This is a genomic window from Paratractidigestivibacter sp. (genome assembly GCF_052362415.1).
Classification (GTDB): Bacteria; Actinomycetota; Coriobacteriia; order Coriobacteriales; family Atopobiaceae; genus Paratractidigestivibacter.
The window spans coordinates 1-9390 of sequence record NZ_DAWEMK010000011.1; the positions used below are offsets into that span (position 1 = coordinate 1).

Annotated in this window: 9 protein-coding genes; 4 read left to right on the top strand and 5 right to left on the bottom strand. The window is 64.7% G+C overall.

Going from position 1 to position 9390, the window contains the following annotated elements:
* Nucleotides 1-286 precede the first annotated feature (286 nt).
* Nucleotides 287-1024 carry an ABC transporter ATP-binding protein gene (locus ACT84W_RS02175; protein WP_444328050.1) on the top strand — a complete coding sequence of 246 codons (738 nt, stop codon included), beginning with the start codon at nucleotides 287-289 and terminating at the stop codon, nucleotides 1022-1024.
* A gap of 330 nt (nucleotides 1025-1354) precedes the next feature.
* Here ACT84W_RS02175 and ACT84W_RS02180 read toward each other — a convergent pair whose 3' ends face one another.
* The 3 genes from ACT84W_RS02180 to malQ all read right to left on the bottom strand — a co-directional run bounded on the left by ACT84W_RS02180 (nucleotide 1355) and on the right by malQ (nucleotide 5035).
* Nucleotides 1355-1990 (bottom strand): glycogen/starch/alpha-glucan phosphorylase, encoded by a 636-nt coding sequence (locus ACT84W_RS02180; protein WP_444328068.1) that lies wholly within the window; start codon nucleotides 1988-1990, stop codon nucleotides 1355-1357.
* A gap of 3 nt (nucleotides 1991-1993) precedes the next feature.
* A complete protein-coding gene (locus ACT84W_RS02185) occupies nucleotides 1994-3433 on the bottom strand; it encodes a glycogen/starch/alpha-glucan phosphorylase (protein ID WP_444328051.1) in 1440 nt (479 codons plus the stop codon).
* 93 nt (nucleotides 3434-3526) lie between these two features.
* Nucleotides 3527-5035: a 4-alpha-glucanotransferase gene (malQ, locus tag ACT84W_RS02190; RefSeq protein ID WP_444328052.1), complete on the bottom strand. Its 1509-nt coding sequence runs from the start codon at nucleotides 5033-5035 to the stop codon at nucleotides 3527-3529.
* A gap of 134 nt (nucleotides 5036-5169) precedes the next feature.
* Here malQ and ACT84W_RS02195 point away from each other — a divergent pair, with 134 nt between their 5' ends.
* Nucleotides 5170-5733, top strand: a complete 564-nt coding sequence (locus ACT84W_RS02195) for a hypothetical protein (RefSeq protein WP_444328053.1) — start codon at nucleotides 5170-5172, stop codon at nucleotides 5731-5733.
* Nucleotides 5734-6062: 329 nt separating this feature from the next.
* On the opposite strand, the gene ACT84W_RS02200 is transcribed toward ACT84W_RS02195, so the two are convergent.
* The gene (locus ACT84W_RS02200; RefSeq protein WP_417575934.1) at nucleotides 6063-6284 is read right to left on the bottom strand and encodes a hypothetical protein; all 222 of its coding nucleotides are present in this window, start codon (nucleotides 6282-6284) and stop codon (nucleotides 6063-6065) included.
* Between the two features lie 281 nt (nucleotides 6285-6565).
* Between ACT84W_RS02200 and ACT84W_RS02205 the strand changes: the two genes are divergently transcribed.
* Both ACT84W_RS02205 and ACT84W_RS02210 read left to right on the top strand, forming a co-directional pair.
* Nucleotides 6566-7744: an NAD(P)-dependent malic enzyme gene (locus ACT84W_RS02205; protein WP_417575933.1), complete on the top strand. Its 1179-nt coding sequence runs from the start codon at nucleotides 6566-6568 to the stop codon at nucleotides 7742-7744.
* A 237-nt stretch (nucleotides 7745-7981) separates the two neighbouring features.
* Nucleotides 7982-8548 (top strand): hypothetical protein, encoded by a 567-nt coding sequence (locus ACT84W_RS02210; protein ID WP_444328054.1) that lies wholly within the window; start codon nucleotides 7982-7984, stop codon nucleotides 8546-8548.
* 6 nt (nucleotides 8549-8554) lie between these two features.
* Here ACT84W_RS02210 and ACT84W_RS02215 read toward each other — a convergent pair.
* Nucleotides 8555-9390 (bottom strand): HNH endonuclease (locus tag ACT84W_RS02215; RefSeq protein WP_444328055.1); only part of this gene is annotated, 836 nt, incomplete at its 5' end.

Genomic DNA, 9390 nt, shown 5'->3' on the forward strand with positions numbered 1-9390 from the left:
CCGCGGCGGCTACGGCCACGTCGAGCTCGGCCCCATGATGGCCTGCATCATGATGATCATCATCATCCCGATCGTCATCGTCTACCTGGTGTGCCAGAAGTACATCATCGACGGCGTCGTCTCCGGCGCGGTCAAGGGCTAGGCAGCGCGCCGCACCCGCATCGATTCCACGCGCCGGGCGGTCCGCCCGCCCGGCGCCCCAACTAGAAGGGCAGCACCATGGCAGAGATCGTCCTCTCTCACGTAAAGAAGGTCTATCCCAACGAATCCGAGAAAAAGGGCTTCTTTGGAAAAAAAGAAGTCCAAGGAAAAGAAGCACAACCTCCAGGTCACCGACGAGGGCGTGCTCGCCGTCCAGGACTTCAACCTGACCGTGCACGAACACGAGTTCGTCGTCTTCGTCGGCCCGTCCGGCTGCGGCAAGTCCACCACGCTGCGCATGATCGCCGGCCTCGAGGAGATCACCGACGGCGAGCTGCTCATCGACGGCAAGCGCATGAACGACGTCGCCCCGAAGGACCGCGACATCGCGATGGTCTTCCAGAGCTATGCGCTGTACCCGAACATGACCGTCTACCAGAACATGGCCTTCACCCTCGAGCTCAAGAAGGTCCCCAAGGACGTCATCGACAAGAAGGTCCACGCCGCCGCCGAGACGCTCGGCATCACCCAGTACCTCGACCGCAAGCCGAAGGCGCTCTCCGGCGGCCAGCGCCAGCGCGTCGCCAAGAACGTCAAGGACGCCAAGCTCGACGTCACCATGGGCGTGCGCCCCGAGCAGATCAAGATCTGCAAGCCTTCCGACGCCGGCGCCGTCACCGGCCAGATCGAGGTCACCGAGCTCATGGGCTCCACGGTCCACGTCCACGTGACTACGCCCGACGGCAACTTCGTGCTGGTCATCCCCGCCAACGATCTCGAGGGAGAGGGCGGTACCCTCGCCGCCGGCGACTCGATCTCGTTCAAGCTCGATGCCGAGACGATCCACGTCTTCGACAAGCAGACCGGCATCACCCTGAGCTAGCCCTTCTCGGTTTTCTCCTTTCCTTTTCTTCCCCCTCCCCGGCGGCGACGGCACCCTCCTCCTTCCCCGACCGAAGCCGCGCAGAGACCCCAGCCCTCATCCACGAGGGCCGGGGTCTCTGTGTGCGGGGGGGGTGACGCGATAGTGTACATAAAACAATGTACTCTCGGCAAAATGCCTGTTGGCAAGAAACCCCGCATTGTTTTATGTACACTGTTGGGCCCGCGCGCTTCTTCACGGCGGCGCAAAGAAGTGCCCCGGGTCGCGCGGGGAACGCGGCCCGGGGCTTCGGGGGGAGTGCTCCTAGCGGGCGCGAGGCCCGCGGGGAACCTACTTGAGGTGCCAGATCTCGTCGTTGTACTGAGCGATGGTCCGGTCAGAGGAGAACGCGCCGGCGTGCGCGATGTTCACGAGTGCCTTGCGCATCCAGGATGCGCGGTCCTCGTAATCGGCGAGGACCTGCTCCTTCTTTTGGATGTACTCGTCGATGTCCAGCAGCGCCATGAACCAGTCCTTGTTGGCCATGTCGTCGTGGAGGCGCTGCAGGCGCTCGGCGTTGCCGGTGGCCATGAACGCGGGGTTGGTGATGAAGTCCACGAGCAGTTTCGTGCCGGGGCGGAGGTAGAGCGCGTGCGCGTCGTAGGAGCCGTCCGCGTAGAGCTTCTCGACCTGCTGCGAAGAAGCGCCGAAGGTGTAGATGTTCTCGTCGCCCACGAGCTCGGCGATCTCGACGTTCGCGCCGTCGAGGGTGCACAGCGTCACAGCGCCGTTGAGCATGAACTTCATGTTCGAGGTGCCGCTGGCCTCCTTGGAGGCGAGACTGATCTGCTCGGAGACGTCGGCGGCGGGGATCACGTGCTCTGCCGCGGTCACGTTGTAGTTCTCGATCATAACGACCTGCAGGTAGGGGGCCACGTCAGGGTCGGCCGCGATCCACTTGGAGAGCGTGAGCACGAGGTGGATGATGTCCTACGCGATCACGTAGGCGGGGGCCGCCTTGCCGCCGAAGATGATGGTCAGCGGATGGGTGGGCTTATTTCCGTCCTCGTCGTCGACGAACCTCATGAGCCCGGTGAGGTCGCCCGTGCGGCGCCATTCGGTGCCGATCAGGTCGTCCACCAGCTTGACGAGCTTGGGGTTCGCGCCCATGAGCCAGCGGCGAAACGTGATGCCGTTGGTCTTGTTCGAGAATTTCTGCGGGTAGATGTCATAGAAGGGGCGCAGCTCGGTCTGCTCGAGGATCTGGGTGTGGAGCGCGGCGACGCCGTTGATGCTGTAGCCGAAGTGGATGTCGATGTGGGCCATGTGCACCACGTCGTCCCCGTCGATGATAGCCACGCGCGGGTCGTCGTGCTCGGACTTTGCGATAGCGTCGAGCTTGACGATGACCTCGGCCATCCGGGGCGCGACCTTCTGGAGGTTCGCGAGGGGCCACTTCTCGAGCGCCTCGGCGAGGATGGTGTGGTTGGTGTAGGCGATCATGTGGCGCATGATGTCGACGGCCTCGTCGAAGCCGATGCCGTGCTCGGAGGCGAGCAGACGGATGAGCTCGGGCACGACCATCGTGGGGTGCGTGTCGTTGATCTGGACGACGGCGTAGTCGGCGAGGTCGTGCAGGTCGCTTCCGCGCTCGAGCGCCTCGTCGATGATCAGCTGCGCGGCGTTGCTCACCATGAAGTACTGCTGGTAGATGCGCAGCAGGCGGCCGTCGGCGTCGGAGTCGTCGGGGTAGAGGAACAGCGTGAGGTTCTTTGCGAGCGCGGTCTTGTCGAAGTCGATTGAGCCGGCGGGCACGAGGCCGTCGTCGACCCCGACGAGGTCGAACAGGCGCAGGCGGTTCTTCGCGGGCTGGCCGTAGCCGGGCACGTCGATGTCGTAGAGGCGAGAAGTCACGCTGAAGTCGCCGAACTCGACGGTGTAGCTGCGGCTCTCGGGCACGAGCCAGCCCTGCTCGGCGAGCCACTCGTCGGGCAGCGCCGCCTGCTGGTTGTCAACGAAGCGCTGGTGGAACAGACCGTAGTGGTAGTTCAGGCCCACGCCGTCGCCGGGCAGGCCGAGCGTGGCGATAGAGTCGAGGAAGCACGCGGCCAGGCGCCCGAGGCCGCCGTTGCCGAGGGAGGGCTCGACCTCGAGCTCCTCGATCGCGCCGAGGTCGTGGCCGGCGTCGGCGAGCTGCTCGCGCACGTCGTCAAAGAGCCCCAGGTCGATGAGGCTGTTCGAGAGGAGCTTGCCGATGAGGAACTCCGCCGAGATGTAGTACAGCTTGCGCTCACCCTCGTTCAAGGGCATCGCGGCGCAGCGCTCGCGGACCTCGTCGAGGAGAAGCCCATAGATCTCCTGGTCGGTGGCCTCGGCGAGGGGCTTGCTGAGCTTGCTGGTGCTGAGGGCGTTCAGGTCGATGTTTGCCATGCGGTCTCCTTTGGTTGGGGGGTGAGCGCGGGGTCGGGTGCGGGCGCGCGGCCCGGTTTTCCGTCGCGCGGACCGGCGCCCCGCGCCGAGCAGCTAGTCGGGCAGGACCACGTCGCCCTTGCCGGGGACGCGGAAGTACGTCTCTGTCCAGGAGGTGAGCTTGCGCTCGACCGCGCGCGTGAGGTCGCCCTCGCGCATGCGCCAGGCCCAGTTGCCGCCCACGGTCGCGGGGGTGTTCGTGCGCGCCTCGTTGCCGAGGCCGAGGAGGTCCTGCATGGTGTAGATGCAGGTGTCGCTCACCGATGCGGCGATGGCGCGGTTGAGGGCGTCGGCGATCGTCTCGCCCGCGGCGGGGCGCAGGTACTCGAGCGCCTGCTCGCGCACGCGCGGCGTCGCGGTGTCCTCGAACCACCCGTGGGCGGTCTCGTTGTCGTGGGTGCCCACGTAGGCGATGGTATTGCGCGTGTAGTTGTGCGGCAGGTAATAGGAATTGCCGCCGCCGTCGAATGCGAACTGGAGGATCTTCATGCCCGGGAAGCCGGTGCCGTCGCGCATGGCGATGACGCCGGGCGTGAGGAAGCCGAGGTCCTCGGCGATGAGGGGCAGCTCGCCCAGGTCGCGCTTGAGTTCGTCGAAAAACGCCATGCCGGGCCCCTGGGTCCACGAGCCGTAGCTGGAGTCGGGGGAGCCGAACGGCACCTCCCAGTAGGCCTCGAACCCGCGGAAGTGGTCGAGGCGCACGAGGTCGTACATGGTGAGCGCGGCGCGCATGCGACCCTTCCACCAGCTGTAGCCATCCGCCGCCATCGCGCCCCAGTCGTAGATCGGGTTGCCCCAGTACTGGCCGGTGGCCGAGAAATTGTCCGGCGGGGTGCCGGCGACGCTCGCGGGGGAGCCGTCGGGCGCGGTCTTGAAGAGCTCGGGCTCCGACCACATCTCGACGGAGTCGCGCGAGACGTAGATGGGCATGTCGCCGATGATGAGGACTCCGCGGGCGTTCGCGTACTCCTTGAGCGCGGACCACTGCCTCGCAAAGAGGTACTGCGTCATCCGGTGGTAGCCGATGCGCTCCGGGTGGGCGGAGGCGATGGCCTTGGTCGCGGCGCCGGGACGGCGCGCCTCGGGCGCCCACTCCCAGTAGGGGCGCAGGCCGAACTCCTCCTTCGCGGCCATGAACTCGCAGTAGGGGTCGAGCCAGTCGGCGTTGGCAGAGAGGAACTTGTCGTAATCGTCGGGCGGGGCGGCGGCGAAGCGGCGGGCTGCGGTGTCGAGGATCGCGCGGCGCGCGCCGAAGATGCGGCCGTAGTCCACGCGCGCGGGGTCGCCGCCGAAGTCGGCGCGGTCGAGCTCCGCGCTGGTCAGGAGGCCGTCTGAGACCAGAGAGGCGAGGTCGATGAGGTTCGGGTTGCCCGCGCGGGCCGAGAACGACTGGTACGGGGAGTCACCGTAGCTCGTGGTCGTGAGCGGGAGGATTTGCCAGTAATGTTGTTTGCACGTGTGCAAGAAATCGACAAATCGATACGCCGCCTGGCCAAATCCGCCAATCCCACCCGGACCTGGCAAAGCCGAGACGGGCATCAGAACGCCGCTGGTACGCTCCATTATCCCTGCCTTTCTGACTATGCTTTTCGAAGAAAGCCGATTGCGCCTGATCTTGCGATACCACGCATCATACCGCAACATGTTCGAACAAGTTCGGAAGGCACAAGAAGCCCGTGAACGGTAGAGTTATGACCATGGATAGCAGGGAAGACATACGAGACAGGCTCCTGGCGGACCTCGCGCGCCGCGGCATGTTGGCGGGCGAGGACGGCAGCCTGTGCGCCCCTCTTACCCGCTGGGGACAGCCCGCCTGGCGCGACGTCCCTGCGGCCGGGGACGCCGGTGCCCCGCAGTCCCTCATGGACGCGACTGCGCGACAGCGTCGCTTGGTCGAGGTCGCGTGCGCGGAGCCCGCTTGCGGGGACAACGCCTGCGCTGCGTGGGCCGAGGACGCTTTCGATGCCCTTGGCCTGGGGTTCGTTGGCGGGCATGCGACGGAGCTCTACGAGCGCTACTGCTCGCTCACGGATCTCGCCGACCTCAAGGTGGGCATGGCCGTGGCGGTGGGGGAGCACCCCTACTCGGCGGCAGGGCGCAGGTTCGGCCATGTCGGCCTTTACGTCGGGGACGGGCGCGTGATGGACTGTGTCGAGGGCCGGGTTCGGCGCGTCCCTCTTGACCTGTGGCTCTCCACGTACGGTGTGATGAGCGCCCCGCGCTGGGGCTGGCTCGGCGGGATCGACCTCAGCCTCGCGTGAGCGCGGGGCGACGCCGGGGTCTCTGCTCTCGTTCTATCTGTAGATAGTTCAATCATTTACTTACGTGAAAAGATGTAAGTAAAAGATTGAACTATCTACAAAACCCCAGGTCGCGCTCGGGCACTGCCTGGCTTTGCAAAGTTTACCTACATGAATACATGTAGGTAAACTATCAAACTATCTAAGAAGGGCAAGCCGTTCGCTGCCAACATCGGGGCGCCCTCGGCCCCGAGGCGTTTCCTGACGCCAACCCGTCCTCGATGTCGGCGCGCCCCATCCCCGAGACGTGCGCGTACCGGTCAGAGTGCGCTGCCTTCGCGGCGCCCTTCTTAGCCGCGCTCGAAGCGGACGGCGGCGTGCAGCATGTTGACCTCGGCGAGCTCGAGTTTTCCATCGATGTAGGGCTGGTACATCTTCTCGATGGAGCCGACGCCGAGCGAGCAGCCGCCGCAGAAGTCGCAGCTTCCCTCTCCGCAGAAATTGAGCCCCTGCCGCACGATGGCCTCGCGCTGCTCGGGCGTGGTGTCTTTGATGAGGACACTTCGGGACATGGCGCCTCCTCCGATGTAGATGCCCGTGCCCAGTATAGGAGCGCCTACGGGAAGAGGGGCCCATCGGCTCGCCCTCGCCGTCGGCAAGAAGCCCGCCCTTCTTGCCGTTGCCGACCGCGCCGTTGCCGTCCGCGCCGCAAACGCGCCGACCGACCGGCCCAAACCGTCAGAGACCGAAAACAGTGCGGTGCCGCGCGCACGCTGGCTAGACTTGTGCTTGTGCGTGAACGCGGTATACATCCGCCCGCGCCGCGGGCGGCCCAACGGATAGGAGATTTCCCATGGCCGAGGATGCCAAGCAGTACGCCCTGGACAAGCACAAGGAGTGGAAGGGCAAGATCGAGGTCATCAGTCGCGCGCCCATCGATACTCCTGAGGACCTCGCCGTCGCCTACACGCCGGGCGTCGCCGAGCCGTGCCTGAAGATCCACGACAACGTCGACGACTCCTACACCTACACCCGCCGCGGCAACCTCGTCGCCGTGGTCACCGACGGCTCCGCGGTCCTTGGCCTGGGAGACATCGGCCCCGAGGCCGGCATGCCCGTCATGGAGGGCAAGTGCGCCCTGTTCAAGACGTTCGCCGACGTCGACGCCTTCCCGCTGTGCATCCGCTCCAACGACGTGGACGAGATCGTGCGCACGGTCGAGCTCCTTGCCGGCAGCTTCGGCGGCGTGAACCTCGAGGACATCAGCGCCCCGCGCTGCTTCGAGATCGAGCGCAGGCTCAAGGAGTCCTGCGACATCCCCGTTTTCCACGACGATCAGCACGGTACCGCCGTCGTGACCTGCGCCGCCCTCATCAACGCGTGCCGCCTGACCGGCCGCGACCTCGCCGACGTGCGCGTGGTGTTCTCCGGCGCGGGCGCCGCGGGCATCTCCATCGCGCGCCTGATGAAGCGTATGGGCGTGAAGGACGTCATCATCTGCGACCGCAAGGGCGCCATCTACGAGGGTCGCGAGGGCCTGAATCCCGTGAAGGAAGAAGTCGCCACCTGGACCAACCGCGAGGGCGTCCATGGCACGCTCGCCGACGCGGTCAAGGGAGCGGACGTCTTTGTGGGCGTGAGCGCTCCCGGTGCGCTGACGCAGGACATGGTCCGTACCATGGCCGCCGACCCGATCGTCTTTGCCTGTGCGAACCCCGTGCCCGAGATCATGCCGGACGAGGCGCTGGCAGCCGGCGCCGCCGTGGCCGCCACGGGCCGCTCCGACTTCCCGAACCAGATCAACAACGTCCTGGCGTTCCCCGGCATCTTCCGCGGGGCGCTCGACGTGCGCGCGAGCGACATCAACGACGACATGATGGAGGCCGCCGCCTACGCCATCGCCGGCCTGGTCGACGACGATAAGCGCGCCGCCGACTACATCATCCCCGGCGCCTTCGACGAGCGCGTCGCGCCCGCCGTCGCCAAGGCGGTCGCCGAGGCCGCGCGCAAGTCCGGGGTGGCGCGCGCCTAAGCGAGGGCTCGCTTCCGTCACATCGCCCCACACACGAAGGGGTGCGCCGCCCATTGCGAGCGACGCGCCCCTTTTTGCAGTTTTAGGCTTCCTTTGCAATTTTAGACTCTTGCTCTACCTGGCCTTTTGCGGGATGTTCCAGAGGAAGGCGTCCTCATCTCAAGATATGATTTCCGCAGTTGGCGCTGAGGGCTGGCGCGGTCACTGTCACAATCCTCGGGAGATCGGAGGCTGACTATGAAGTTAACTGACGAGGCGATCGACAAGATCATGGCCGATGCCGACCTGGAGCTCGCCGAGCCGTATAACTCCCGTGGGAGTTACCGAAAGGGCGATTGGCTGCTCACGCGCTGCCGGCGCTGCGGGGTGGTGGCACATTATCGGCTCGCGTATATCCTGGAAAAGACCGAGCTCGGCGAGCCGGTGTGCCGCGCGTGCTTCTGGCCGGGCTGGTACGACGACTGCCACAAAACCCGCGCCGAGGTCATCCAGAAACACCTCGACGAGGGGTACGACCTCGACTTTCTTTTGGACTCCGGGTTCGCGCCGCGGCGCCATGCGCTCGAGTGGCCGCAGGCCGAGAAGCTCGCCGACGCGCACGGGTACCGCCTCATCGGCATGATTCACGGCACCCGTGAGGGAGACGACCTCATGGTCGTGCGCTGCCGCGCCTGCGGGCGTCAATCCGTTGAGCGCCCCGGCGACGTCGAGTTCGGCTGCACCTGCAAGGGGAAAGGCCTCGGCGACCGTAACCCGTACCCTGCGGACCGCGCACTACCTGCGAAAGCCCAATCCAACTCATAGGGGAGCTTAGAGAACTCCGATGATTTGGTTCTCGATAAGGAACTGATCGTGGTGAAGCGCGAGGAGCGCTGGGCTCGGATCGTTGTGGTGGTCGCTGGGCAAACGAAGCTCTCGTCCTTTGAGCGAAGTGTATTTCGAGTTAACGAGCTTCTTGGAAAGAACCACCGCGCCATTCTTTGGGTCCACCGATAGCAGAAAAGCATCAAACAGTAAATGAAGATCAGCGCGAAACAGCAACCCGTTGCTAACTATCTGAGATCGTTTTCCGCGGTATGGGTTGATATGGGCTGCCTGAAGAACTTGCGGGACATTTGTCTGGGTGATGGCGCAGGTCTGATCGTATGCATCAAGAATCAGCTGCCTAAACTTGCCTTGTTGCTCACGACGTACCTGCAGGGCAATGGCGGTCTTCCGCTCATCAGATGGGTCTTCGACGGAGGAGAGCAGGTCGCGATCGGAGTCCGGAAGCTCGTCGAATCCTCTGTATATGAAGCATCCCGCTTGCTCGGTCGCAGGAGTTATCGGTCCATGAAGAGTGAACATGCCCGTAAAACCGTTATATCGCTCGACATACGCAAGACCGAGAACGGTATAACCTCCTGAACGGTCCTTGAGAAAGACGCCAACGGGAATGCCGTCGTTCAGGCAGTTAATCAAAGAGTCGTTGTATCCTTGCTCGCCGGCGTTGCCGCGATGCTCGGAGTAATCGAGAATCCTGGTTTTGTCGGCAAGGCTGAGAAGCGGCTTGTCGTTGTATCCCTTGCCGGTATGAATGGAAAGGGCATAGCGTCGTCCTTCGCGGAACTGTACGCATCTCTTTCCGGGGATATAAATTCCGGAGT